Annotated in this window: 20 protein-coding genes and 3 tRNA genes; 12 read left to right on the top strand and 11 right to left on the bottom strand. The window is 65.2% G+C overall.

The window, feature by feature from the left end:
- Window positions 1-57: 57 nt before the first annotated feature.
- A tRNA-Leu gene (locus ACZY0Y_RS12385) sits at window positions 58-140 on the bottom strand.
- A gap of 409 nt (window positions 141-549) precedes the next feature.
- On the opposite strand from ACZY0Y_RS12385, the gene ACZY0Y_RS12380 reads away from it, so the two are divergent.
- Genes ACZY0Y_RS12380 through pknB form a run of 7 tightly spaced genes read left to right on the top strand, consistent with a single transcriptional unit; the run spans window position 550 to window position 10,237 of the window.
- Entirely contained in the window at window positions 550-1,290 is a 741-nt protein-coding gene (locus ACZY0Y_RS12380) for an FHA domain-containing protein (protein WP_160668621.1), read from the top strand.
- Window positions 1,287-1,766, top strand: a complete 480-nt coding sequence (locus tag ACZY0Y_RS12375; protein WP_024368146.1) for an FHA domain-containing protein FhaB/FipA — start codon at window positions 1,287-1,289, stop codon at window positions 1,764-1,766. Before ACZY0Y_RS12380 ends, ACZY0Y_RS12375 begins: the two co-directional genes overlap by 4 nt.
- A 2-nt stretch (window positions 1,767-1,768) precedes the next feature.
- The gene (locus ACZY0Y_RS12370; RefSeq protein WP_463958268.1) at window positions 1,769-3,538 is read left to right on the top strand and encodes a PP2C family protein-serine/threonine phosphatase; all 1,770 of its coding nucleotides are present in this window, start codon (window positions 1,769-1,771) and stop codon (window positions 3,536-3,538) included.
- Window positions 3,535-4,986 carry an FtsW/RodA/SpoVE family cell cycle protein gene (locus ACZY0Y_RS12365; protein WP_463958266.1) on the top strand — a complete coding sequence of 484 codons (1,452 nt, stop codon included), beginning with the start codon at window positions 3,535-3,537 and terminating at the stop codon, window positions 4,984-4,986. Before ACZY0Y_RS12370 ends, ACZY0Y_RS12365 begins: the two co-directional genes overlap by 4 nt.
- A complete protein-coding gene (locus ACZY0Y_RS12360) occupies window positions 4,983-6,440 on the top strand; it encodes a peptidoglycan D,D-transpeptidase FtsI family protein (RefSeq protein ID WP_463958265.1) in 1,458 nt (485 codons plus the stop codon). Before ACZY0Y_RS12365 ends, ACZY0Y_RS12360 begins: the two co-directional genes overlap by 4 nt.
- Window positions 6,437-8,287 carry a protein kinase domain-containing protein gene (locus ACZY0Y_RS12355; RefSeq protein ID WP_463958263.1) on the top strand — a complete coding sequence of 617 codons (1,851 nt, stop codon included), beginning with the start codon at window positions 6,437-6,439 and terminating at the stop codon, window positions 8,285-8,287. The genes ACZY0Y_RS12360 and ACZY0Y_RS12355 overlap by 4 nt, the downstream gene beginning before the upstream one ends.
- A gap of 6 nt (window positions 8,288-8,293) precedes the next feature.
- Window positions 8,294-10,237: a Stk1 family PASTA domain-containing Ser/Thr kinase gene (gene pknB, locus ACZY0Y_RS12350; protein WP_463958262.1), complete on the top strand. Its 1,944-nt coding sequence runs from the start codon at window positions 8,294-8,296 to the stop codon at window positions 10,235-10,237.
- 29 nt (window positions 10,238-10,266) lie between these two features.
- Here the strand turns inward: pknB and ACZY0Y_RS12345 are convergent, their stop codons facing one another.
- The gene (locus ACZY0Y_RS12345) at window positions 10,267-10,908 is read right to left on the bottom strand and encodes an anthranilate synthase component II (protein ID WP_463958260.1); all 642 of its coding nucleotides are present in this window, start codon (window positions 10,906-10,908) and stop codon (window positions 10,267-10,269) included.
- Between the two features lie 267 nt (window positions 10,909-11,175).
- Between ACZY0Y_RS12345 and ACZY0Y_RS12340 the strand changes: the two genes are divergently transcribed.
- Window positions 11,176-11,430, top strand: a complete 255-nt coding sequence (locus ACZY0Y_RS12340; RefSeq protein ID WP_024366922.1) for a cell division protein CrgA — start codon at window positions 11,176-11,178, stop codon at window positions 11,428-11,430.
- A gap of 121 nt (window positions 11,431-11,551) precedes the next feature.
- Entirely contained in the window at window positions 11,552-12,157 is a 606-nt protein-coding gene (locus ACZY0Y_RS12335; protein WP_463883354.1) for a DNA-3-methyladenine glycosylase I, read from the top strand.
- Window positions 12,158-13,189: 1,032 nt separating this feature from the next.
- Here the strand turns inward: ACZY0Y_RS12335 and ACZY0Y_RS12330 are convergent.
- Both ACZY0Y_RS12330 and ACZY0Y_RS12325 read right to left on the bottom strand, forming a co-directional pair.
- Window positions 13,190-14,059 carry a rhomboid family intramembrane serine protease gene (locus ACZY0Y_RS12330; RefSeq protein WP_463958258.1) on the bottom strand — a complete coding sequence of 290 codons (870 nt, stop codon included), beginning with the start codon at window positions 14,057-14,059 and terminating at the stop codon, window positions 13,190-13,192.
- Between the two features lie 8 nt (window positions 14,060-14,067).
- Window positions 14,068-14,613, bottom strand: a complete 546-nt coding sequence (locus ACZY0Y_RS12325; RefSeq protein ID WP_463883350.1) for a peptidylprolyl isomerase — start codon at window positions 14,611-14,613, stop codon at window positions 14,068-14,070.
- A gap of 155 nt (window positions 14,614-14,768) precedes the next feature.
- Here ACZY0Y_RS12325 and ACZY0Y_RS12320 point away from each other — a divergent pair, with 155 nt between their 5' ends.
- Both ACZY0Y_RS12320 and ACZY0Y_RS12315 read left to right on the top strand, forming a co-directional pair.
- Window positions 14,769-15,749: a hypothetical protein gene (locus ACZY0Y_RS12320; RefSeq protein WP_463958256.1), complete on the top strand. Its 981-nt coding sequence runs from the start codon at window positions 14,769-14,771 to the stop codon at window positions 15,747-15,749.
- Between the two features lie 165 nt (window positions 15,750-15,914).
- Window positions 15,915-16,790, top strand: a complete 876-nt coding sequence (locus ACZY0Y_RS12315) for a glycosyltransferase family 2 protein (protein WP_463883346.1) — start codon at window positions 15,915-15,917, stop codon at window positions 16,788-16,790.
- Between the two features lie 31 nt (window positions 16,791-16,821).
- Here the strand turns inward: ACZY0Y_RS12315 and ACZY0Y_RS12310 are convergent, their stop codons facing one another.
- Window positions 16,822-17,736, bottom strand: a complete 915-nt coding sequence (locus tag ACZY0Y_RS12310) for a DMT family transporter (protein ID WP_463958254.1) — start codon at window positions 17,734-17,736, stop codon at window positions 16,822-16,824.
- A 117-nt stretch (window positions 17,737-17,853) separates the two neighbouring features.
- Here ACZY0Y_RS12310 and ACZY0Y_RS12305 point away from each other — a divergent pair, with 117 nt between their 5' ends.
- On the top strand, window positions 17,854-18,222 hold the full coding sequence (locus ACZY0Y_RS12305) for a cupin domain-containing protein (RefSeq protein WP_463958253.1): 369 nt from the start codon (window positions 17,854-17,856) through the stop codon (window positions 18,220-18,222).
- 94 nt (window positions 18,223-18,316) lie between these two features.
- Here ACZY0Y_RS12305 and ACZY0Y_RS12300 read toward each other — a convergent pair.
- From ACZY0Y_RS12300 to gyrB, 6 genes are all read right to left on the bottom strand, one after another.
- Window positions 18,317-18,392, bottom strand: a tRNA-Ala gene (locus tag ACZY0Y_RS12300).
- Window positions 18,393-18,464: 72 nt separating this feature from the next.
- Window positions 18,465-18,581 carry a DLW-39 family protein gene (locus tag ACZY0Y_RS12295; protein ID WP_463958251.1) on the bottom strand — a complete coding sequence of 39 codons (117 nt, stop codon included), beginning with the start codon at window positions 18,579-18,581 and terminating at the stop codon, window positions 18,465-18,467.
- 70 nt (window positions 18,582-18,651) lie between these two features.
- Window positions 18,652-18,725 (bottom strand) — tRNA-Ile (locus ACZY0Y_RS12290).
- 98 nt (window positions 18,726-18,823) lie between these two features.
- Entirely contained in the window at window positions 18,824-19,510 is a 687-nt protein-coding gene (locus ACZY0Y_RS12285; protein WP_463958249.1) for a DUF3566 domain-containing protein, read from the bottom strand.
- Window positions 19,507-22,221: a DNA gyrase subunit A gene (gene gyrA, locus ACZY0Y_RS12280; RefSeq protein ID WP_463958247.1), complete on the bottom strand. Its 2,715-nt coding sequence runs from the start codon at window positions 22,219-22,221 to the stop codon at window positions 19,507-19,509. Before gyrA ends, ACZY0Y_RS12285 begins: the two co-directional genes overlap by 4 nt.
- Before the next feature lie 59 nt (window positions 22,222-22,280).
- On the bottom strand, window positions 22,281-24,365 hold the full coding sequence (gene gyrB / locus ACZY0Y_RS12275) for a DNA topoisomerase (ATP-hydrolyzing) subunit B (protein ID WP_463883338.1): 2,085 nt from the start codon (window positions 24,363-24,365) through the stop codon (window positions 22,281-22,283).
- Window positions 24,366-24,559 lie beyond the last annotated feature (194 nt).

Here is a 24,559-nt window from a genome sequence, read left to right as displayed (position 1 = left end):
AGGCCGCGCCAGACAAAAATGAACCCCGGTCCGAAGACCGGGGTTCATTTGTTTGCGTGCGCGAGGGGGGATTTGAACCCCCACGCCCTTTCGGACACTGGCACCTGAAGCCAGCGCGTCTGCCGTTCCGCCACTCGCGCGCAACTTCTTCCACTCAATCCTGGCCCGGAATCCGGACCACCAACCTCGTAAAAGCAGCGAGATCAAGCATAACGGACAACAGCGGGAAAACACCAATCGGCCCCCGGAGGGACACCAGTGGGGACAACAACGGGCTAGGAGCGGGGAAGTAGCAAGGGGCCGCAGGGAGGCGCCGCAGGGCGCCCGCGGGTCCTCCCCGCCGGCCGGGCAGGGTCGACGTCAGCGCATGTCAGAGCCGGGCCGCCGCAGTTTTCCAGCGCGGAGTGGCGACGCGCATTAAGGCCATTCCCAGACTCGCCCAGTAGTATCTGATGTAGGAGTGCCCGTTACCAGCGGGCTCCCGCAGATGTGGGAATCCGAGTTCCGGAACGAATGCTGCCCTGCAGCCGTCACGAAAGGAGAAGGGCCATGGGATTGCTGGACAAAGTCGAGCGCGGCATCGAAAAGGCCGTCCGCGGAGTCTTCTCCACCGGTTCTCGTGCCCAAGTTGAGCCGGTCGAGATCGCCAGCCACCTCCGCCGCGAGGTGGACAACAAGGCCCTCACCATCGCCGCGGGACGGACCCTCGCCCCCAACGTCTTTGATGTCCTCCTCAGTGACGCCGACTTCCAGCGGGCCCAGGAATGGGGCACACCGCTCGCCGAAGAACTGTGCGACGTCGTCATCAACCACGTGCGCAGCCAGGGCTACACCCTCCAGGGTCCCGTCCGGATCAGCTTCCGCCGTGACGAGGAACGCCGCGCCGGAGACTTCGAGATCAAGTCGCGGACCGAAAAGTCCCCGTCCCCCGCGCAGCCGGCGGCGCACGGCGGCATGCCTGCCGCGCCGACGCGCCAGCCTTCCCGGATGCAGCCTGTCCTGGACATCGACGGGCAGCGGTACTCCCTCAACGCGCCCTCGATCGTGCTGGGACGCTCCTCAGAAGCAGACATCCTTATTGATGACACCGGCGTTTCCCGCCGCCACCTGGAAATCCGGACGGGGACTGGCACTGCCCAGGCCGTCGATCTGGGCTCCACGAACGGCAGCTACGTCAACGGCCACAAGATCGTGGGGTCCTCGGAACTCACCGACGGCACCACGATCACTATGGGACGGACCAAAATCATCTTCCGCCTTTTGCCCGCCAACCCAGGCGGCCGCCGGTGAGCGAACTGACCATCACGGCCCTGCGCTTCGGTTTCCTCCTTCTCCTGTGGGTGCTGATCTTCAGCATCGTTGCCGCCATGCGCCGCGACCTCATGATCGGCCGCAAGGCCGCGGCGGGCGCCCCGACGGCGCGGCAGGTGCGCAAGAACCCGGCCCTGGCCGAACCGGCCGCCCCCGTCAAACAGCAGCCCCGCCAGCTGGTCGTCACGGAAGGTCCGCTCAAGGGCACCACGATTCCGCTGGCGGCGAGCCCCATCCTGCTCGGCCGTGCCCAGGAGGCCACCCTCGTGCTGGAGGATGACTACGCCTCCGGCCGCCATGCCCGCCTGTTCCCGCAGGGCAGCCGCTGGTTCATTGAGGATCTTGGTTCGACCAACGGCACCTATCTGGCCGATCAGCAGCTCACCAGGGCCCTGCCGGTTGAGTTGGGTGTCCCCGTGAGAATCGGCAAGACGGTCATCGAATTGAGGCCGTAGCCATGGCTGCCCCGGATGTTCCCGCAGACCAGGCAAAAGGCAAAACAACTGCCTCCAAGCGGCCGCTCATCATGCGTTACGCCGCGCGTTCCGACGTGGGCCGGGTGCGCGCGAAAAACGACGACTCCGCCTACGTCGGCCGCCACCTCGCCGTCGTCGCCGACGGTATGGGCGGACACGCCGGAGGCGATGTCGCCTCTGCCGCCACTGTGCTGGACATGATCCATCTCGACAGCGACGACTACGACGGCGACGCCGGCACCATCCTGGCCGACGAGATCCAGACCGCCAACTCGCTGCTCTCGGAACTCGTCCACATCAATCCCAAGCTGGCCGGGATGGGCACCACCGTTACAGCCCTCCTGCTGGCCGAAGGCAAGCTGCACTTCGCCCACATCGGCGACTCCCGCGCGTACCGTCTGCGGAACGGCAAATTCGAGCAGGTCAGCGTGGACCACACGTTCGTGCAGCGCCTCATCGACGAAGGCCGCCTCCGGCCCGAAGAAGCCGAAACCCATCCGCACAAGAACGTCCTGATGCGCGTCCTCGGCGACGTCGACGCCAGCCCTGAACTGGACCTGGCAACCCTCGACGTCGAACCGGGTGAGCGCTGGCTGCTCTGTTCCGACGGCCTGAATTACGTGGCGGGCCACGTTGTGGAGCGGACCGTCCGGGAGACCAAGGACCTGCGTGAATGCGCCGAACTCCTGGTCGATCTCACCCTTGAAGCCGGCGCTCCGGACAACGTCACCGTCGTGATGCTGGAAATCGCCGAACAGACCACGGACGACGTCCGGACGGCCGCCGTCGAAGTTGTCCCGGCCCCGTCAACGTCCACCGTGACCGCGACCGTGTCCGAAAGCGATGACCGGCGGCCCGGAAGCACCTTCGGCGCGGCGAAAACGGGCGGAGAGCCGCAGAAGACACCCGACGCCGGCATGACCGGCGGATCCCCGGCGGCTCCCGTGGCCGCCAGCGCTGCAGCGGCGTCCTCTGCCCCGGCCAAGGCCCCGGAATCATCCCCCAAGGATGCCGGTGCGGCCACCGACAAAGCAGCCGACAGCGCTGGCGGTAAAGGTGAACCCGAGGCCTCCACCGATCCGCACCTGGGTGAGCATCTTACGGCCGAGGTGCTCCGCGAGGAGCTTGCCAGCCGCCCGCACGAACTCGTGGGTGCCGCCGCCGCGGCCGCGGAATCCGGATCAATCCCCACCATCGCCGGGCGCACCATGGCCCGCCGGGCAGCGACCGTCCTGACCCATAAGTCAGAGCAGGCGAAGGAAGAAGCCGAGGAGTACAGGCCAGCCGGCCGGCCCCGCCGCTGGGTGACTGTCTCCATCGCCGCCGCCATTGTGGCACTCCTCGCCCTGGGCCTGTGGCTGGGCTACGCCTGGACCCAGACGCGGTACTACATCGGCGAGCAGGACCAGCATGTGGCCATCTTCAACGGGGTCTCCCAGCGCCTTGGACCAATCCAGCTCTCCACCCTCGAAACGGTGACCGAAATCCGGATGTCAGATCTGCCCGAATTCTCCCAGCAGCGGGTGCGCCAGACCGTGCCTGCCCGGGACCTCTACGATGCCCAGCGGATCGTCAAGAACCTTGAGCGCACCGGCACCACCGCCCCCGCGGACGAGTGCATCACCCCGTCCCCGACGCCCGCGACCCCCGGTGCGACAGCGACTCCGGGTGACACGGCGAGCCCTGGCGTGGCCGGGACTGCCACACCATCGCCGTCGGCGACGGCGCCGATCTGCGAGGTGGCCAAATGACACCCATCGATCCGACCCCCAAGCCGCGGCGGAATATCGAACTTGTCCTGCTGGTCCTGGCCCTCGCCGTCGGCATTGGCGCCAACGCCCTGGTCGGCGTGGACCGGCAGAAGGCCTTCGACACCGACTTCTGGTTCCAGTCGAGCCTGCTCGCCGCCGCCGCCCTGGCATTTCACATCGTGCTGCGCATCCGGGCGAAATATGCCGATCCAGTAATTCTTCCGCTGGTGGTGGCTCTCAATGGTCTGGGCCTCGCCATGATTCACCGGTTGGACCGGGTCGGGGAGGACACGGGCAACAACCAGCTGCGGTGGACCCTCGTGGCCATGGCTGTTTCCATCGCCGTCATCTGGTTTCTCAAGGACCACCGGGTCCTCCGGCGTTTCACGTACATCTCGCTGGCCGTCAGTGCGGTCCTGCTGATCCTGCCGCTGGTTCCCGGCATTTCCGCCGGTGAAATCCTCGGCGCGCGGGTCTGGATCAAGTTCGGGTCGATGACCTTCCAGCCGGGTGAAATTGCCAAGATCACGCTCGCTATATTCTTTGCCGGGTATCTTTCCTCCAACCGGGATCTTATTCTGCTCGCCGGCCGGAAGGTCGGGCCCATCCAGTTCCCGCGGTTCAAGGACATGGGCCCCATGCTCGCCGCCTGGCTCGTGAGCATCGGGGTGCTGATCTTCCAGCGGGACTTGGGCTCCTCGATCCTGTTCTTCGGTCTCTTCCTCGTGATGATTTATGTCGCCACGAGCCGCATCAGCTGGGTGATCATCGGCGTGGGGCTCATGGCTGCCGGCGGCTTCGTTGCCTCCAAGGCCTTCTCCCACGTCGCCCTGCGGATTGACGGCTGGATTAACGCCTTCACCGACGAGGTCTACGGACGGGAGTTCGGCGGCAGTCTGCAGATCGTCGAAGGACTGTTCGGCATGGCCAACGGCGGGCTCGTGGGCACCGGCCTCGGCCAGGGCCGCCCCAATCTGGTGCCTTTCGCCAACAGCGACATGATCATTGCCTCCTTCGGCGAGGAACTGGGGCTCATTGGCCTCTTCGCGATCGTCCTGATGTACCTGCTGCTCTTCACCCGCGGCTTCCGTGCCGCGCTCGGCACCCGCGACGCGTTCGGGAAGCTGCTGGCCACCGGGCTCTCCTTCGCCATCGCGCTGCAGTGCTTCGTGGTGATCGGCGGTGTCACCCGGCTCATTCCCCTCACCGGTCTCACTACGCCCTTCCTGGCCGCAGGCGGCTCGTCCCTGCTGGCCAACTGGATCATTGTCGGACTGTTGCTGATGATCTCTCACACGGCTCGCGGCCCGGTGGACACAACCCCGCTGGCCCCCGGCGAACAACCCGATCCACAGAAAGTTATTCCTGCCATGCCTTCGAAGCCGGCCGCCGGCCCCGGCACCGGGCTGCACAGTCCGGATGCCCCCACCGAGGCGGTGAAGCTGTGAACCAGGCCATTCGCAATTCCTGGATCGCCGCGATCGCGATGTTCGTGCTGATTTTTGGTGCCCTTAGCTACGTCCAGGTGGTCGGCGCGGACGAACTCGAGGCCAACGCCTGGAACAAGCGCACCCTCCTGCAGAACTACTGCAACGACCGCGGCGCGATCATCGTTGGCGGCACCCCGGTGGCGGCGTCCGTCGCTGCCGACGAGAGCTGCAAGTTCCAGCGCACCTACACGCAGCCGGAGCCTTACGCCGGGATCACCGGCTATTTCTCCAGGAGCTTCGGCGTGACCGGGCTGGAGAAGACGATGAACAAGGAGCTCGCGGGCAGCTCGGACCAGCAGTTCCTGGACCGTGTCGGCCAGCTCTTCCTGGGCAACCAGCCCAAGGGCGCCTCCGTGGAGCTCACACTGGATCCCAAGATCCAGAAGCTCGCCTTCGACCTCATCCCGGATGGCCAGCGCGGATCGATCGTGGTGACAAATCCTAGAACCGGCGCGATTATTGCCATGGTCTCCAAGCCCTCCTACGACCCCAACCTGATCGCCACGCAGGATCCGGCGGCCGAGGCCGCCAACTTCGCCGAGCTGAACAAGGTCCCCGGAATCAACCTGAACCAGAATGTCAGCGGACCCACCGGGGCACTGCTGGCACCGGGCTCAGTCTTCAAACTCATTGACACGGCCGCTGCCCTTAACTCGGGAAAGTACAACAAGGACAGCGTCCTGCCCAACCCGGCGGAGATGTCCTTCCCCGGCATCCAATACAAGCTGCCCAACTACGCCGGCGGCAACTGCTACACCCGCGATACGGCGACTTTTGCCTTCGCGCTGCAGCAGTCCTGCAACACTCCGTTCGCCAGCATCGCGCTGGATCTGGGGCAGAAGGCCATTGCCGACCAAGCGGAGAAATTCGGCTTCGGGCAGGACTTTGGCGACCAGCTGAAGCTGGACTCCGCCCCGAGTTTCTTCCCGACCGAAAAGCTCGATGATGCCAGCCTGGCGCAGTCGTCGATCGGCCAGCGCGACGTCCGGGCCACCCCGCTGCAGATCAACCAGATGACGGCCGCGATCGCCAACGGCGGAGTGCAGATGCAGCCGAACCTGATCAAAGCCGTGCGCTCCCCGGACCTGCGGCCGATCAGCGAGCCGAAGCCCCAGGTGCTGCGGACCTCCACCACGGCGGACATCGCCCGGCAGATCAACGAGTGGATGGTCAGTGTCGTCAGCGACGGCATCGCCCGGGGTGCGGCCGTGCCCGGCGTCAAGGTCGCCGGGAAGACCGGCACCGCGGAACTCGGCAACGGCCTGAACAACTCATGGTTTACCGGGTTTGCCCCGGCGAATGACCCGCAGGTGGCTGTCACTATCGTCATGGAAGGCGTAGACATCACCACCGGCGCAAAGCTAACCAGTCCGAACGCGAAGAAGATCTTTGAGGCGGTGTTGAATAAGTGAGGCCTTCATCAGGAATCACCCTCGGCGGCAGATTCCAGCTGACGACGCGTATTGCGATCGGCGGCATGGGAGAAGTCTGGAAAGCCAAAGACCTAATCCTTGGCCGCATCGTCGCCATCAAGGTGCTCAAAGAGGAGTACACGGGTGATCCGGGCTTTCTCCAGCGGTTCCGGGCCGAGGCCCGCCACACTGCGCTCCTGAACCATGTGGGCATCGCCAATGTCTTTGACTATGGCGAGGAAGAAGGCTCCGCCTACCTCGTGATGGAGTTGGTCCCGGGCCAGCCGCTGAGCAGCATCATCGAGCATGAACAGGTGCTGTCCCCGGACCGCACCCTGTCCATGATCGCCCAGACGGCGCGCGCCCTCTCGGTGGCCCATGCCCAGGGCCTGGTCCACCGCGACATCAAGCCGGGCAACCTGCTGATCACCCCGGACGGCCGCGTCAAGGTCACGGACTTCGGCATCGCCCGACTCGCGGACCAGGTCCCGCTCACCCAGACCGGGCAGGTGATGGGAACGGCCCAGTACCTGGCCCCCGAGCAGGCTACCGGGCAGCTGGCCACCGGTGCCTCTGACATCTACGCCCTCGGCGTGATCGGCTACGAGTGCCTCACTGGACGCCGCCCGTTCTCCGGCGAATCGCAGATCGCCATCGCGCTGGCCCAGGTCAATGACGCGCCGCCACCGCTGCCGGAGACCCTGCCGAAGCCGGTCCGCGCCCTGCTGATGTCGATGCTGGCCAAGGACCCCAAGAACCGCCCGGCCGATGCTCTCAAACTGTCCGAGGCCGCCGAAGCCATCCGTAACGGCGACATCGCCGCTGCGCACGCCGCGGTTCCGGGCATGCTCCTGTTCGAGGCAGCAACCGGACCGATCACGGCCCCGGTGGACATTCCCACCGCGGCAACCGGTGTCATCGGCGAGGCGGACCGCACGACGTCGGCCACCTCCGCTTTGCCGGTGGTCGGCGCGGCGGGAGCGGGCGCCGCCGCGGGACTGGCTGCGGGAGCCGCCGCCGCCAGCGCCTACGATGCCCGAAACACCCTGTCCCGCGCCGATGCCCTCGCCGCGGAACGCAATTGGGTCCAGGAGGACGACGACTACGACGAGCCGGTCGATGAGCCGGAACGCCGCGGCCGCAGCCCCTGGACCTGGCCGCTGATCGCCCTGATCCTGCTGGTGCTCTTCGCGCTCGTGGGCGTGGTGCTGACCCAGGCCGGGATCCTGTTCCCGCAGACGCCGGCGAGCAGCATCGCCACCACCAGCGCGAAGCCGGGCAGCACCAGCGCTTCGCCCACGTCCTCGAGTCCCAGCCCCACCAGCAGTTCCGCGACGCCCACACAGTCCACGCCGGCTACGATCAACCTGATTCCGGAAAGCTACCTCGGCCGCCCCTTCAACCAGGTCCGCAGCGAACTGATCGGCCTGGGGCTTGTTGTGACCGGAGCCGAGGTCTTCGACGATGCCACTCCCGGAACGGTGGTTCAAATTGACCCTGCAGGGCGAGTCCAGCCCGGTTCGACCATCACAGTGAGCTACTCCAAGGGCCCGGAATCCGTCACGGTCCCGACGCTCCAGTCCGGCGCCAGCGAAGCCGCCGTCCAGCAGGCCATCGAAAGCGCGGGCTTCCGCTGGGCAAAGGGGGATCCCGTCGATCCCACGTCCAAGAAGGAGCCCGCCGGCACCTTTGTCAGCTCAGAGCCTGCTTCCGGGGCCAAAGCCCCGGCCGGATCCTTGGTGACGTATCACCTGGCCAAGGCCCCGGCTCCGGCCGCCGGCCCCCTGCCGGACTGCAAGGCAACCGAGAAACCCGGGACCCCGCCCACCTGCAAGGCCACCCCGTAGGTCATGATGACTAATTCACCCCGCACACCGTCACACCGGGAGGAGCGCGGCCCCGTGAACACACAGCGCGTCCTCAGCGGGCGCTATGAGCTGGGTGAACTGATCGGCCGCGGCGGCATGGCCGACGTCTTCCGCGGTGTCGACACCCGGCTGGGACGCACCGTGGCTGTTAAGCTGCTCCGCCCGGACCTGGCCCGGGACCCCCAGTTCCAGGCCAGGTTCAAACGCGAGGCGCAGGCGGTGGCCGCCCTGAACCATCCCTCAATCGTGGCCATCTATGACACCGGGGACCACGCCGTACCCGGGGACCACGAAGACACCGTACGGGTCCCGTACATCGTGATGGAGTTCGTCTCCGGAAAGACGATCCGGGACCTGATCAGGGCCAAGGAAGTCAGCATCGACCAGGCGATCGACTTCACGCTGGGGGTGCTCGCCGCCCTGGACTACAGCCACAAGGCCGGGATCGTGCACCGCGACATCAAACCGGCCAACGTGATGTTCTGCCCGGATTCCAACAGCGTCAAGGTAATGGACTTCGGAATTGCCCGCGCCATGGCGGACTCGGCAGCCACCATGACCCAAACCCAGGCCGTGGTGGGGACGGCACAGTACCTTTCACCGGAACAGGCCCGCGGCGAGACCGTGGATGCCCGCAGCGACCTCTACTCGGCCGGGTGCCTGCTGTATGAGATGCTGGCCGGCCGGCCGCCCTTCATCGGCGACAGCCCCGTGTCCGTTGCCTACCAGCATGTGCGCGAGATCCCCGAACTGGCGAGCAGCCTGAATCCTGACGTCTCCGAGGCACTGGACAGCGTGCTGATGAAGGCGCTGCAGAAGAACCGCGCGGACCGGTTCCAGGACGCCGCGGCCTTCCGGCGCGCCCTCCGGGCCGCGCGGAGCGGAGTCGGCGTCGCCCCGGCGGCGGCCAGCGAAGCACCCACCAACCCCAATGACACGGTTCCGACGCCGGACAGCACACCGACGGCCGCTTTCTCGGTAACGGGCGCGAAGTTCCTTGACGAGACCCCCACTGGCAGGCTCCGGCCCGCTCTGGGGACGCCGGGCGATGATGAGAATGCTCCGATGGAACAGGGTGTCGTCTATGGCGCCGCGGACACAGGCAGCCTGCCGCTGGTCCTTCCGCCCGAGCGGGAGCACACCCAGCGCCAGAAGTCCCGCCGCCGGACGTGGATCACCACACTCGTGATCGTCACCGTCCTCGTATTGGCGGGCGGCGGCCTGTGGCTCTACAACATGATGAACCAGGCTCCGCCCCCGGTCGCCAAAGTCCTGGTGCCGTCGGTGACCTCGCTGACCGAGACCGAGGCGCTCCAGAAGCTCTACAACGCCGGGCTCAAACCCCAGCTCAGCCGGATGCAGCACGAGACCATTGGCAAGGGCATCGCCATCGGCACTGTCCCGGCAACGGGGAACTCCCTGGACCCCAATTCGGATATCACGCTGAACATCTCGGAGGGCCCCAGCGTCATCACCATCCCCGCCGACCTGCCGGGACGCACGGAGGCGGCAGCCCGCGATGTGCTCCGCCAGAAGGGATTGGCCGGAGCACCTGGCACCACCATGGCCAACAGTCCCACGGTCCCGGCGGGCATTGTGATCACCACCAACCCTGCACCGGGCCAGAATGTGGCCGCGGGCAGCCAGGTGGAAATCATCGTGTCCACCGGAAAAGTGGTGGTTCCCCAGCTCGTGGGCCTTCCCCGGGCCGAGGCTGAAGCGGCCCTGAAGGCACTTGGCCTGGGCATGAACGCCACGGAAGTCGAAAACTCAGAAGTGGAACCGGGAAAAGTCACCGGACAGGCTGACCCGGCGGATGCCCTCGTGGAACAGCGCAAGACGATCACCGTCACCGTGGCCAAGGCGCCTCCGCCCCCGCCGAGCCCGACACCCACGCCCACCCCGACGCCCACCAAGAGCACCAAATAGGACCGGGCTAACCCGGCCGGCCTCGCCCGCTAGTGCTTGATGAGCGGGCTGAGCGTCGAGGCCCGCTGGGCAGCACCTGACATGCCGAGGGATTCGAGCCAGTTCCCGAGCATCTGGTAACCGCCTTCGGTCAAGACGGACTCCGGGTGGAACTGCACCCCGCAGAGAGGCGCGGTGCGGTGCTGCAACCCCATAACAACCCCGGTCCCCGTCTCCGCCGTGATCTCCAGGACCTCCGGGATGCTCTCACGGACGGCGGCGAGGGAGTGGTAGCGGGTCGCGGTGAAGGGCGACGGCAACCCGGTGAACACACTGCTCCCGTGGTGCTCCACGAGGGACGTCTTGCCGTGCATCAGTTCCGGAGCGTGAGTGACCGTCCCCCCGTACGCCTCCGCCAGAGCCTGATGGCCCAGGCAGACCCCCAGCATTGGTTTGTTGTGGCTTCCGCACCACTTGATCAGCTCGATGCAGACCCCCGCGCCGGCGGGGTTCCCGGGACCCGGCGAGATGAGGACGCCGTCGCGCGCTTCGGCGAGGTCGATCGCCTCGGCGAGGGTGACGTCGTCGTTGCGGACCACAGTGGTCTCGGCACCGAGTTCCTGGAGGTATCCCACCAGGGTGTACACAAAGCTGTCATAGTTGTCGATGACGAGAATCTTGGTTGTGCTCATGGATGCCTTGCTGAACCAATCGTTGAATCAGTGAACCGGTGAATTGTGCCATCCAGGGAAAAAGGAACGGAACCATCCTGCAGCTGCAGCACGTGCGTTCTCCTCCCGGACGTTCGCGGCGGACACCGCGCTGGCGCCAACTACAGCTAGAATTGGCTCCGAACAAGAACTTCGACATGACCAAGAGCGCGCTGACCGCCGGTGTATTCCTCCTTGCAGGATATCAAGCCAGTGACCCGCTCCTGTTCCAGCAGCCCAGGAGGATCCGTGCCCGAGTCAAAGCGCCGCAAACGCACCACCCCCGCAACGCCGCAGACTGCCGCGGCGCAGGCCAACAAGCCCAACCCGGTCTGGTTCAAGCCCGTGATGTTCGGCCTGATGATCCTCGGCCTCCTGTGGATCATCACCTTCTATATCAGCGAAGGCACCCTTCCCGTCGCCGCCTGGGGATCCGGGAACATCATCGCCGGCTTCGGCATCGCCATCGTCGGTTTCCTCATGACCACCCGTTGGCGCTCCTGACTCGCGCCGAACCTGAGGAAAGACCGGTACACCCCGTGTACCGGTCTTTTGCGTTAACCTCGAGGCCTCCGAAGGGCCGATAATGCTGGAGCGGAGAAACACTGCGAGCGAAGGAGCCCGGATGACCCCGACAGTAACAGGCCCGGTGATCGGCGACGACGGCCTGGCCCGGCCCCAGTGGGCGGCCGTGGATCCGTTGCTGCGCGAGTACTACGACACCGAATGGGGACTTCCGGTACGCGACGAACAGGGCCTCTATGAGCGCATCAGCCTCGAGGGTTTCCAGGCCGGGCTGTCCTGGGCCACGATTCTCCGGAAACGGCCGGCGTTCCGGACTGCCTTCCACAATTTCCATCCCGAGACGGTGGCAGCATTCACCGAAGCCGACGTTGAGCGGCTCCTCCTCGACGCCGGGATTGTCCGTAACCGGCTGAAGATCCGTGCCGCCATCACCAACGCCCAGGCCACCATTGCACTGCGGGCCGACGGCGGACTGGTTGACTTCGTCTGGGCGTTCCAGCCGGGGTCCACACCCGAGCCGGCGTCCCACGAGGACATCCCTACCACCTCGGCAGAGTCCATCGCCCTGTCCAAGGCGTTGCGGAAGCGGGGGTTCGCTTTCGTCGGGCCCACCACCATGTACGCCCTGATGGAAGCAATCGGCATGATCGACACCCATCTGCTGGACAGCCACCGCAGGGGAACCTCCGGCATCTGGCCGCGCTGATCCCGAGGCGCTGTGCACAACTCTGCTTGAGTTATCCACAATGTGGATAACTTTGTTCGAGATTCCCTCTGATCCTCCAATTCCCGCGCGCTGTGGCCCTCAGGAACTCCTGCCGGAAGGAATTCCGCAGGGAGTCACGGGCATGTGAGTTATTAACAGTGTGGATTGCCTGTGGATAAGTCCAAAGCTGCAGCATCCGCTTTTGGGAAGCGGGACCGCGGCGCCTTCTTACCCGCACCTTTCCAGGTTCAGCCCCCCGCGACGGGGTTATCCACTTAACAACAGGCCGGTACCCACAACTTATCCACAGCTGGGGACAACGCGCTCATCGGAACGGCCTTCGGGGGTCCCTGGCGCCACGTGGCACCAATTCCGGCCGCGTCACTTCGAGGGACTAGTTATTAACACTGTGAATAACCCTGTTGAAAGCAGACTTGAGCCTGGAGCTTGGTCTCCTGACGGAAGCTCCCAGCCGCACCGCCGTGACGGTCTCCAGTGCCACGCCACCGAAAGACCGGCGTTCCAGACCGGAGTTGTCCACTTAACCACAGGGCAGCCCACAGGAGTTATCCACAAATGTGGAGATCTCGAAGTGCAAATCGGCAGAATCGCCCACTGTGGCCCTCAGATCCAGGACCGCGTCTTGAACTACAGGCGTGTAAGTTACCAACACTGTGGATAACCCCTGTGGACAACTTGCCGACTGTGCGTTTCGGCCGTCCTGCTGCGGACGGTGCCGGTCGCAACGGCGGCGGCGCAAAGGTGCGCGCAGGGCAGGACTCGCTGTGGAAAACAGGGAAATGCTGTGGGAAACGCCCTTCGGCACGACGCTCCCGCCCAGTTGTTGCCACCTTCACCCCGCCGCTCCCGCGGAAATCCAGGGCTCCATGAGGACCAGACGTGCTCACGCACCGAACAACTGGGCGGGAACGTCCGGGGACGGGCGGTTGGCGGGCGTCTGACGTGGCGCCGCCGAGCACGGGGAAAGGAGGGGAGAGCGCAGGAGTGCGGGGTGACGGCAGGGAAGCGCGGTCAGGCGCTGGCAACCCGGAGGGCCGAGACGGCGATGAGGAGCGCGAGCACCAAGACCAGGCCGCCCGCTTGCAGCAGGCCCTGCCGCGGGCCGCGGGGCGTGTACGCAACGACGGCGGCACACAGGGCACCAGTGACGGCACCGCCCAGGTGGGCCTGCCAGGCAATTCCGGGGACCACGAAGCCGATGACGCCGTTAATAAGGATGAGCACCCAGAGTTGCCTCGTGTCGCCACCGCGGCGGCGCTGGACCACCAGCATGGCTCCAAAGAGGCCGAAGATGGCGCCAGAAGCGCCCACAACGCCACTGGGCGGCAGGACAGGTGTCAACAGGAGGTAGCCGACGGATCCGCCGACGGCGGAGAGCAGGAAGATCGCCAGGAAGCGGATTCTTCCGAGGAGGGGCTCCAGTGCCTGGCCAAACACCCACAGCATGTACATGTTGAGCACTATATGGAGGAGGAAGCCTTGTGAGTGGACAAACGCTGAGGTCAGCATGCGCCAAGGTTCGAAATAGCCGTACTGGGGAGCGGCGTACACAGATGCAAAGGCCAGGTTATCCTCGACAACCTGCCCGGGGACCAGCCACTGGAGAACAAAGACCAGGACGCAGAGCCCGATGAGGGACAGGGTGACCACGGGCTTACCGGCGGTCACGGCGCCGCCGTAGACGGTCCTGACGTTCGGCGTCGTACGTTTTGTTTCGTTAACACAGTCAACGCATTGGAATCCGACGGCGGCCGCCCGCTGGCAGTCGGGGCACGCAGGGCGCCCGCACCGCTGGCAGCGCACATAGGCGGGACGGTCCGGGTGCCGGGGGCACACCGGGATCTGCGCGGACGGCTCTGCCGCCGGAATTCCGTAGCTCATGCGGTGGGCTAGAGCTTCACTACATCAATGCTCTTGATGACGACGTCCTCGACCGGACGGTCGCCCATTCCGGTGCGGACACCCTCGATGGAGTCGACGACCTTCCTGGACTCGTCGTCGGCTACCTCACCGAAGATGCTGTGCTTGCCCTGCAGCCAGCCGGTGGGGATGGTGGTGATGAAGAACTGTGAGCCGTTGGTGCCGCGGCCCATCTGGATGCCGGCGTTTGCCATGGCCAGCTTGTAGGGGTCGTTGAAGGTCAGCTCCGGGTGGATCTCGTCGTCGAACTTGTAACCCGGCCCGCCAACGCCACGGCCCAGGGGGTCGCCCGCCTGGATCATGAAGTCCTTGATGATGCGGTGGAAGATGGTGCCGTCATACAGCGGCGTCCCCGTCTTGTCCTCGCCCGATTCCGGGTGGGTCCAGGCCTTCTCGCCCGTCGCCAGTCCGACGAAATTCTCGACGGTCTTGGGAGCGTGGTTACCGAAGAGGTTGACGACAATGTCGCCCATGCTCGTGTGGATGGTTGCTTTTGCAGTTGCGATGGCAGTCATAGGCCCTATTCTTCCATGACAGGCCATTACACATAGGGCCGCTCCGCCAGTTCCGCGCTGGGTGAAATCGGCCCGGAATCGGCCTGAAGAATAGCCCGTGAGGTCTGGGACACGTAGGCTAACTGCAGAACCGTCACATTAATCGGGAGGTAGTTGTGAAAAAAACGGATCGAATTGCCCGTGAGCTGGAGCATTCAGTCAGCGCCGGAGTTGAGAACGCCAAGGAATGGGCAACCCCGCGGGTTGAGGCGGCCGTCAACTGGGCCGTTCCGCGTCTGCAGCAGGGCCTGGATACAGCTTCTCCCAAGATCCAGGAGGGGCTCAAGTCGGCGGCCTACAATCTCGCCGACGGCGTGGCGACGGTAACCCCGCGCCTCCAGGACGGATTGGCCCACCTCGCACCGAGAATCAACGATGCCGTTGAGGGAGCCACCCCGCGCCTGCATGAGGCGCTGGACAAGGCAACGCCGGTCATCGCAAACGCCCGCGACCGGGTTGTCGTCGAATATCTGCCGAAGCTTTCGGACCAGATCGGCCACGCCTCCGACGCCGTGCACCGTACACTCCAGAGCGCACCGGCCCATGTGGACGCCGTTGCCCAGAGGCTCGGAGACGCGGGGATCATCCACTCCGTCCAGGAGCAGGCCAAGTCCGCCGGCACCCACGTCAAGGTTGCTGCGAAGAAGGCTGGCAAGGCCGTCGGCGTCGAGGTTGCCAAGCCGCAGAAGCCCAAGCACCGCGGGCTGCTGATCTTCGGCATCATCGCCGCAGCTGCCGCTGCCGGTGTTGCCGCGTGGAAGGCTTCCAAGCCGGTCGAGGATCCCTGGAAAACGCCTGCACCGGTCACCCCTGCGCCCGTGCCGGCCACAACTGTCAACGATGTCAAGGAAACCGTCAAGGAAGCAGCCGGCCAGGCCGGCGCAGCGAGCGTTGCCGCAGCGGACGCTGTCGCGGACGCTTCGGCTGAAGCGGCCAAGACCACCGACGACGCCGCAGCCACCGCCAAGCATGCGGCCGAGGACGCTGTCGAGGACATCAAGGACGCTTCCGCCAAGATTGCAACCGATGCCAAGACCGCAGTTCGGAACATCGCCGCAAGCCGTAACAACGGCACGGACAAGAGCACCGGCAGCTAGACAAGCCTGTGGGCCGCTTTCGGGCAGCCGTTGAGGGAGGGATTCCGCCAGTGGCGGGATCCCTCCCTTTTTTGGGCGTGTTTGAGCACGATGTTTACCAGTTCGTAGCCGGGGGATTGCCCGGCGCCGGGCTGGAAAAACCGCGGTAGTGCTAAATTTGGGGGAATGTCACCCGAAAAATCCTCTGAGGATGCCTTACACGACGCTGCGCCAACGCCGGCTGTGTCTATCGTCATCCCGGCGTACAACGAGGAAAGCGTCATCCGGCAGTGTCTGATTGCTGCCGTCTACCAGTCTGTCCCGGCGCACGAGATCATCGTCGTCGACAACATGTCCACGGACCGCACAGCCGATATCATCCGGCAGATGCAACTGGAGTACCCCGAGAGCCCCATCATCCTGCTCAGCCAGGACCGGGACCAGGGTCTGATCCCCACCCGTAACTTCGGCCTCAACCATGCCACGGGAGACATCCTCGGCCGGATCGACGCCGACTCCGTGCTCGAACCCGACTGGGTCGAACAGGTGCAGAAGGCTTTCCGGGACAAATCGGTCCACGCCGCGACCGGCCCGGTGGTCTACTACGACATGCCGATGCGGCGATTTGGCCTGAAGGCCGACGACAAGATGCGCCAGCTGATGCTCAAGCTGGCCAAACACCAGTACCACTTTCTCTTTGGGTCCAACATGGCGCTCCGCCGCTCGGCGTGGGAGATCATCCGCGGCGAGACATGCCGGGATGAGAAGGACGAGATGCACGAGGACATCGATTTGTCCCTGCACCTGGCCGACCACGAGCTCAGGATCCAGTACTGGCCGCAGATGGTCTCCGGCATGTCGGCGCGCCGGCTGGAAGACTCTCCCCGCGACTACCGCTACTACGTGACGCGCTTCGACCGCACGTACAAGGCCCACAACGTTAAAAAGATGGCGCTCAAGGCGCCCATGGTTGTCTTCTTCTCGGTGTACTTCCCGGCCAAGCTCCTGCGCGCAATCCACACGGTCAACACCACGCAGCCTGCCCGCCGCGGCGGCCAGTAACCCCGGCATGGCCGGCGCCGGCCTTCGAAAGTCAGTCCGTCCCCAGCTCCGCCAGTCCGGCCGCAGTGCGCCGCACTGAACGTGAACTGCGCTGTCCCAGGACGACGACGGCGAGCCCCACCAGGATCATCGCCAGACCGGCATAGGTGCCGGCTGGCAAGGTCTCAGCCAGGAACGCGGCGGCCAGCAGCGCAGCGCCCGGAATCTCCAGCAGGATGATCATGGAGACCAGCAGCGGGCTCATGGTCGCCAGCAGGTGGTTGAAGGCTGTGTGGCCGATCAGCTGGGCGCATACCGTGACCGCCAGGATGCCCAGCCAGCCGGAGGCTTCGAAGCCTGCCAGCGGTTGCTGCGAGAACAGCGCCAGCACCGCAACGACGGCCGCACACATCCCGTAGCACAGGGTCGTGTAGATGCCCGTCCCCATGCTCTGGCGGGCTTTGCCGCCGGCCAGCGTGTAGATCCCTGCCAAGGCGCCGCCCGCCACGGCCAGGAGATCGCCCAGCAGCGCGTCCGGGGAGCTGCCCATGTCGAACCCGGTAATCGCGACGACACCGCAGAACGCGATCCCAAGGCCGGCCAGGACGGGCCAGCGGTGCCTGACGCCGCGAAAGAGCTGGAAAATGGCGATCCAGCCCGACTGCAGGCAAACAAGGGCCGTCGCTGCCGCGACCGAGGTCAACTGCAGCGAGGTGATGAAGCAGGCGAAGTGCAGCGCCAGGGCGACGGCGGCCGCCAGGGACCAGCGAAACTCCCGGCCGGTGACCCGGCCGAACTGGCGTGGGTTTCGGACCAGCACGGGGCCGGCCATAACGACCGAACCGATCGCGTTGCGCCAGAAAGCGATGGCCAGGGCACTGACGGAGGTGGCCCCCAGGGTGGCGGCGATGAGCGGCCCGGAGGAGGCCACCCCAAGGACGCCCAGGGCAGCAAGGAAGAAGTTCACGGTCCAACAGTAGTGGGGACGGAGAGCACGCAGCTGAACCAGCTGCATCCTTGACCGCGGCAGGCGGCGGTGCCAGTCTTAAATCCGGTCTCACCATCATCCACAAAGGAGACCATCATGGCTGCAACCATCCGCAAGAGCCTGGACAATCCGGAGGAAACCCGCCCCGTCAAAGACGGGATGGGCCAGGTTGAGCTCGTCAATCTCGACGCCGGCGCCGTGGCACGTGCGACGTTCCTGCCGGGCTGGAAGTGGTCCCAGCACGTCAAGCCGATCGCCCAGACGGACAGCTGCATGGTTGCCCACAAGGGCTACACAATCTCGGGCCGCCTCAAGGTCGTCATGGACGACGGCGAGGAGAACGAGTTCGGCCCGGGTGACTTCGGCGTCATCCCGCCGGGACATGATGCGTGGGTCGTCGGCGACGAGCCCTACGTCTTTATCGACTGGCAGGGCATGGACGACTACGCCAAACCCAAGGAATGAGGGGGCACTGCCGGGCCATCCGCGCAGTGGACAGGCAAGCAGTGGACATGCAAAAGGCCCCGGTCCGCGTTTCCGCGGGCCGGGGCCTATCCTATGGTGGAGGCACGGGGACTCGAACCCCGAACCCCCTGCTTGCAAAGCAGGTGCGCTACCAATTGCGCCATGCCCCCATAAGAAGCAACCCGACAATCATACCCTAGTTCGGGAAGCTGTTTCCCAGCTCCCGATCCGGGGAATCCGGGCTAGTCAACCGTGTCGGTTGATTCGCTCCAGACCGTTTTCCGGGCCTCGGATTCCTTCACTTTCTTGTAGAGCAGGACGCCTGCGATCGTGGCTGCAACAACCAGCAACTTCTTCACATGCACCCCGTTCCGGTTCGGTGATAAACAAATACCAACCGACCCTCCACTTGAATCTGTACAGATTCCGTGGGCGTACCAGGACTTGAACCTGGGACCTCTTCGTTATCAGCGAAGCGCTCTAACCGCCTGAGCTATACGCCCCGATGCCTCATCGGGCCGAGATACGACTTTACAGCACATCCCGGCCCGATCTCAAATCGAGGCATTTCCCCGGGAAAAATCCGGGAAAACTATGGGATTTAGTCGTCCGTGAGGGTGACTCCAATGCCGCCCACGAGGGTGGCCGAGATGTTGTACAACACTGCCGAGAGCATGGACAGCGCCGTCAGCAACACCACGTTGATGACGGCAATGATCGTGGCGAAGGATGCCACCTGTCCCAGCGAGGCGACCTTCTTCAATTCGAAGCCGCCGCCTTCGGAACCGGCCAGGGTGCCGAGGAGCCCGTCAACCTGGTCGAAGATCCCGGTCAGGTCCAGGACTGTCCAGAGCACAATCGCGGCCACAACGGTCACGATGCCCAGTGCCACCGAGAGCAGGAAGGCCATCTTCAGCACGGACCAGGGGTCAACCTTGCTGACCAGGAGGCGGGCCCGGCGGACCTTGGCCTTGGGTGCCGGCTTGATCAGCCCGGCAGTGTTCTGTCCCGGACGGGTCGGACCCTGTCCTGGGGTGGCCGGGCGCTGACCGGGGGTGGCCGGGCGCTGTCCGGGGGTGGTCGGGCGCTGTCCGGGGGTGGCCGGGCGTCCCTGCGCGGGGCGCTGGCCGGGCACTGCCGGCCGCTGTGCAGAGCCATTGGCTCCGCCGGCTGCTCCGGGGCGCTGTTCGGGGCGGGACGGCGCGCTTACCCGCGGCGCGGAGGCAGGCTGCCGCACTCCGCCGGGAACGCCGCTGTTCGGCTTGGGATATGAGTCGGAATTACTCACGCGTTACCTCCGGTGTTGTCTTCGTCCAGCTCGGCATTGCCTGATGACTCATCTGACTCCGGGGCCGGTGCTGATTCTTCCGCTGCGGACCCCTCGAGGGATCCGGTATCTTCAGCCAACGTTACGTCATCCGTCGCCGATGCCCGACTTTCGGCAGCGTCGAGTGCATCTTCGTCTTCGACCACCTCGTCGGTTTCCAGGCCTCGTTCGCTGTTGCGGGCCACCTCGATGATCCGGTCGTTCTTGTCTGGTTTGGCGAAGATGACGCCCATGGTGTCCCGCCCCTTGGCCGGCACTCCGGTCACGGAGGAGCGGACCACCTTGCCGCCCTCCATGACCACCAGGACCTCGTCCTCCTCCTGGACAATCAGCGCGCCCACGAGGTGGCCGCGCTCCTCCTGGTACTTGCCCACCTTGATGCCAAGGCCGCCACGGCCCTGGAGGCGGTATTCCTCCACGGCCGTGCGCTTGGCGTAGCCGCCCTCGGTGACGATGAAGACAAAGGACCCGTCCGTGACGACGTCGGCCGCCAGCAGTTCGTCGTCCTCGCGGAACTTCATGCCCGTGACCCCGGAGGTGGCGCGTCCCATCGGGCGCAGGGCTTCGTCGGTGGCGGTGAAGCGGATCGACTGGCCCATGCGGGAGACCAGCATCAGGTCATCGGTCTCGGAGACCAGCTGGGCGGAGACCAGCTCATCGCCATCGCGAAGGTTGATCGCGATGACGCCGGCGGAGCGGTTGGTGTCGTAGTCCTCGAGGCGGGTCTTCTTCACGAGGCCGCGTTTGGTCGCCAGGACCAGGTACGGCGACTGCTGGTAGTCCCGCAGGTCCAGCACCTGGGCGATGTGCTCGTCTGGCTGGAACGCGAGCAGGTTGGCCACGTGCTGGCCCTTGGCGTCGCGTCCGGCTTCCACCAGCTCGTACGCTTTGGCCCGGTACACCCGGCCAAGGTTCGTGAAGAACAGCAGCCAGTGGTGGGTGGTGGTCACGAAGAAGTGCTCGACGACGTCGTCGCCGCGCAGCTGCGCGCCCTTGATGCCCTTGCCGCCGCGCTGCTGTGAGCGGTAGTTGTCGCTGCGGGTGCGCTTGACGTAGCCGCCGCGGGTGATCGTGACGACCATTTCCTCTTCGGGGATCAGGTCCTCCATCGACATGTCGCCGTCAAAGCCCAACAGGACCTTGGTGCGGCGGTCATCGCCGTGTTTGGCCACGATTTCAGCCAGTTCGGTGCTGATAATCTGGCGCTGGCGTTCCTCCGAGGCCAGGATCGAGTTGTACTCGGTGATCATGGCTTCGAGTTCCGAGTGGCGGTCCTGGATCTTCTGGCGTTCCAGTGCCGCGAGCCGGCGCAGCTGCATGTCCAGGATGGCGCGGGCCTGGAGCTCATCGATGTCGAGGAGCTGCATGAGGCCGTCGCGGGCAGCCTCGGTGGTGTTCGATGCCCGGATCAGTGCGATGACTTCGTCGAGCGCGTCGAGTGCCTTGAGGAGGGCACGCAGGATGTGCGCTTCCTCCTCGGCCTTGCGGAGCCGGTAGCGGGTCCGGCGGGCGATGACGTCCATCTGGTGTGTGACCCAGTGCCGGATGAACGCATCCAGGCTCAGCGTGCGGGGCACGCCGTCGACGATCGCCAGCATGTTGGCCGCAAAGTTGTCCTGCAGCTGGGTGTGCTTGTAGAGGTTGTTCAGCACCACCTTGGCGACGGCGTCGCGCTTGAGCACGATCACGAGGCGCTGGCCGGTGCGTCCGGAGGTTTCATCGCGGAGGTCGGCGATGCCGGAGATCTTGCCGTCCTTGACGAGCTCGGCAATTTTGATCGCGAGGTTGTCCGGGTTGGCCTGGTAGGGCAGTTCGGTGACCACAAGGCACGTACGGCCCTGGAGTTCCTCCACGTTGACCACGGCGCGCATGGTGATCGAGCCGCGGCCCGTCCGGTAGGCGTCCTCGATCCCCTTGTGGCCCAGGATGGTGGCACCGGTCGGGAAGTCGGGTCCCTTGATGCGGACGATCAGCTCTTCGAGGAGTTCCTCGCGGCTCACGGTCGGGTTGGCCAGGTACCACTGGACGCCGTCGGCAACCTCGCGGAGGTTGTGCGGCGGAATGTTGGTGGCCATGCCGACGGCGATGCCCGAGGAGCCGTTGACAAGGAGGTTCGGGAAACGCGCCGGCAGGATGGTGGGTTCCTGGTTCTTGCCGTCGTAGTTGTCCTGGAAGTCGACGGTTTCCTCGTCGATGTCGCGGACCATCTCCATGGCCAGCGGGGCCATCTTCGTTTCGGTGTACCGCGGTGCTGCTGCGCCGTCGTTGCCCGGCGAGCCGAAGTTTCCCTGTCCCAGCGCCAGCGGGTAGCGCATGGTCCAGTCCTGGATCAGCCGGACCAGCGCATCGTAGATGGCGGTGTCACCGTGCGGGTGGTACTGGCCCATGACTTCGCCGACCACGCGGGCGCACTTGTTGAACGAGCGCTCCGGGCGGTAGCCGCCGTCGAACATCGCGTACAGCACGCGGCGGTGGACGGGCTTGAGGCCGTCGCGGACGTCAGGGAGGGCGCGGCCCACGATCACGGCCATTGCGTAGTCGAGGTAGGACCGCTGCATTTCCGTCTGCAGGTCAACCTGCTCGACACGGTCCGTCAGCACATCGGTGTTAAGGACGGTGCCCTCAATGACGGGTTCGGCGTCGGCCGGGACTTCTGGTGTTTCGTCACTCATAGTCTATATTTTCCGTTTCAGGTATATATCGGTCCGGGAATATTCAGGGCTTCGAGCCGCTAGATATCCAGGAACCGAACGTCCTTGGCGTTCTGCTGAATGAAGTTGCGGCGGGATTCAACGTCTTCGCCCATCAGGGTGGAGAAGGTCTGGTCCGCGGCCAGGGCATCGTCCATGGTGACTTGAAGCAGCGTCCGGTGGTCGGGGTCCATGGTGGTGTCCCACAACTCGGTGTAGTCCATTTCGCCCAGGCCCTTGTAACGCTGGATGCCGTTGTCCTTGGGGATGCGGCGGCCGGCGGCCTGGCCGGACAGCAGCCGCGCATCGCGTTCCCGGTCGCTGTACACGTAGTCGTGCGGTGCATTGGACCATTTGATCCGGTACAGCGGGGGCTGCGCCAGGTAGACATAGCCGTTTTCGATCAACGGGCGCATGTAGCGGAACAGCAGGGTCATCAGCAGGGTGGTGATGTGCTGGCCGTCGACGTCGGCATCGGCCATGAGGACGATCTTGTGGTAGCGCAGTTTGCTCAGGTCGAAGTCCTCGCCGATCCCCGTGCCGAACGCGGTGATCATGGACTGGACCTCGGCGTTGCCCAGCGCCTTGTCCAGCCGGGCCCGCTCCACGTTCAGGATCTTGCCGCGCAGCGGCAGGATGGCCTGGGTTTCCGGGTTGCGGCCGCGCTTGGCGGAACCGCCGGCGGAGTCGCCCTCCACGATGTAGACCTCGCACTTTTCCGGGTTCTTCGACGAGCAGTCCGAGAGTTTTCCAGGCATGCCGAAGGATTCCAGCGGGCTCTTCCGGCGAGCGTTGTCGCGGGCCTTCCGGGCCGCCATCCGTGCCTGGGCAGCAGAGATGGCCTTGCGGATGACGTCGCGGGCGGGGCCGGGGTTCCGTTCGAGCCAGTCGCCGAGCCCGTCCGTGACGACGCGCTGGACAAAGCCCTTGACCTCGGAGTTGCCGAGCTTGGTCTTGGTCTGGCCCTCGAACTGGGGTTCGGCCAGCTTGACTGAAATAACGGCGGTCAGGCCTTCGCGGATGTCGTCGCCGGTGAGGTTGTCGTCCTTTTCCTTGATGATGCTCTTCTCCCGCGCGTAGCGGTTGATCAGCGAGGTCATCGCGGCGCGGAAGCCCTCTTCGTGGGTGCCGCCCTCATGGGTGTTGATGGTGTTGGCGTAGGTGTGGACGCTCTCGGAGTACGCGTTGGTCCACTGCATCGCCATTTCCAGGGCGATGTGGCGTTCCTTGTCCTCGGTTTCGAAGGCGATGACGTCCTCGTGGACCACATCGACCTTCTTGCCGGAGTTCAGGTGTTTGACGTAGTCCAGCAGCCCGTCGTCGTACTGGTAGACCACGGTGTGGAATTCGGCCGGGACTTCACCCTCGGTCGGAACGACGTCGAGGTCCAGGTCCCCGACCTCGGACGGTTCCGCTGCGGCGCGCCGCTCATCGGTCAGCGTGATCCGCAGCCCCTTGTTCAGGAACGCCATCTGCTGGAAGCGGGCGCGGAGCGTTTCGAAATCAAAATCCGTGGATTCGAAGATGCTGGCATCCGGGTAGAACGTCTGGGTGGTGCCGGTCTCGGTTGTCTCTTCGCCCTGGACCAGGCCGCCCTGCGGCTTGCCGCCGTCGGCGAAGGACATCCGCCAGACGTTGCCCTGCCGGCGGACCTCGGTATCGACGCGGCTCGAGAGTGCGTTGACGACGGAGATGCCGACGCCGTGCAGGCCGCCGGACACGGCGTAGCCGCCGCCGCCGAATTTGCCGCCCGCGTGCAGGATGGTCATAACGACCTCCACGGTGGGCTTGTGCTCCGTCGGGTGCATGTCGACCGGGATGCCGCGGCCGTTGTCGACCACCTTGACCCCGCCGTCGGCCTGCAGCACGATTTCGATGTGGGTGCAGTACCCGGCCAAGGCCTCGTCAACCGAGTTGTCCACGACTTCATAGACCAGGTGGTGCAAACCGCGCGGTCCGGTGGAGCCGATGTACATGCCGGGACGTTTCCGGACAGCCTCCAGGCCTTCGAGCACCGTGATGTCGCTGGCGCCGTAGCTGTGGGGAGTCGCGGTTTCGGGCGGGGTGTCCGCCGTATCAGCCACTACTGGTTCCACTGCCGGGATCTCTGCATTGTCGTTAGCCACAGGCGCTTTCGACTCCTCTTTTTCGTTAAAGGCCGGCCGTTGCCCCTTCCCGGAGGAAACAGCTACTGCCAACGGGCACGTCACTGATGACACCGGTTGTTCTGCTGGCTCGAGGATCCGTCTACCGCACGCGGATATTGCGTCGGAAACGGACTCAGTCAACGTTTCACCGGCGCCCAGTTATCTCTCACGAT

This window comes from Pseudarthrobacter kochi, from assembly GCF_055412805.1.
Note: the sequence above shows the minus strand (reverse complement) of the source record. Positions and strands in the feature narration are given on the sequence as shown.

What these genes read in the sequence shown, in the direction of transcription:
- ACZY0Y_RS12380 (WP_160668621.1), top strand. Translation starts at nt 550, where the DNA reads ATGGGATTGCTGGACAAAGTCGAGCGCGGCATCGAAAAGGCCGTCCGC.
- ACZY0Y_RS12370 (WP_463958268.1), top strand. Translation starts at nt 1,769, where the DNA reads ATGGCTGCCCCGGATGTTCCCGCAGACCAGGCAAAAGGCAAAACAACT.
- ACZY0Y_RS12365 (WP_463958266.1), top strand. Translation starts at nt 3,535, where the DNA reads ATGACACCCATCGATCCGACCCCCAAGCCGCGGCGGAATATCGAACTT.
- pknB (WP_463958262.1), top strand. Translation starts at nt 8,294, where the DNA reads ATGACTAATTCACCCCGCACACCGTCACACCGGGAGGAGCGCGGCCCC.
- ACZY0Y_RS12345 (WP_463958260.1), bottom strand. Translation starts at nt 10,908, where the DNA reads ATGAGCACAACCAAGATTCTCGTCATCGACAACTATGACAGCTTTGTG.
- ACZY0Y_RS12335 (WP_463883354.1), top strand. Translation starts at nt 11,552, where the DNA reads ATGACCCCGACAGTAACAGGCCCGGTGATCGGCGACGACGGCCTGGCC.
- ACZY0Y_RS12330 (WP_463958258.1), bottom strand. Translation starts at nt 14,059, where the DNA reads ATGAGCTACGGAATTCCGGCGGCAGAGCCGTCCGCGCAGATCCCGGTG.
- ACZY0Y_RS12325 (WP_463883350.1), bottom strand. Translation starts at nt 14,613, where the DNA reads ATGACTGCCATCGCAACTGCAAAAGCAACCATCCACACGAGCATGGGC.
- ACZY0Y_RS12315 (WP_463883346.1), top strand. Translation starts at nt 15,915, where the DNA reads ATGTCACCCGAAAAATCCTCTGAGGATGCCTTACACGACGCTGCGCCA.
- ACZY0Y_RS12305 (WP_463958253.1), top strand. Translation starts at nt 17,854, where the DNA reads ATGGCTGCAACCATCCGCAAGAGCCTGGACAATCCGGAGGAAACCCGC.
- gyrA (WP_463958247.1), bottom strand. Translation starts at nt 22,221, where the DNA reads ATGAGTGACGAAACACCAGAAGTCCCGGCCGACGCCGAACCCGTCATT.